Below are 436 nucleotides of genomic sequence, written 5' to 3' on the forward strand. Positions count from 1 at the left end.
CAGTCCCCTGCCGGGCCCGCATCCGCACCGCCGGCGCCGTTCGCTCCGCCGGCTTCGGGACCCGCGTCGGCGCCGCCCGCGTCCGGGCCGTCGTCCGCGCCGCAGGTTTCGCCGTTCGGGCAGGCTGGGTCCGGTCCCGCGGCGTCGCCGGCGGCACCGCAGTTCTCCGCACCCGCGCCCGCACCGTCCGCACCGCAGTTCGGGCAGCCCGCGGCAGGGCCCGCATCCGCACCGCAGTTCTCCGGGCCGGCGTCCGCGCCTCCTGCGGCCGGGCCTGCTTCCGCACCGCCTGCGCCGCAGTTCGGGCACACCGCAGCCGGGCCCGCGTCGGCACCGCCGTCGGCAGGTCCCGCCTCGGCAGGTCCCGCCTCGGTGCCGCCCGCGGCCGGGCCCGCATCCGCGCCGCCGGCCACGCAGTTCGGGCACACCGCCGGTC

At 81.4% G+C, this 436-nt stretch carries 1 protein-coding gene; it reads left to right on the forward strand.

Annotated features, from left to right (window positions below):
* Positions 1-436: hypothetical protein (locus AB0I21_RS07685; RefSeq protein WP_360559585.1), on the forward strand; the 436-nt coding region annotated here is incomplete at both ends.

Source organism: Dactylosporangium sp. NPDC050588 (assembly GCF_040654975.1).
Classification (GTDB): domain Bacteria; phylum Actinomycetota; class Actinomycetes; order Mycobacteriales; family Micromonosporaceae; genus Dactylosporangium; species Dactylosporangium maewongense.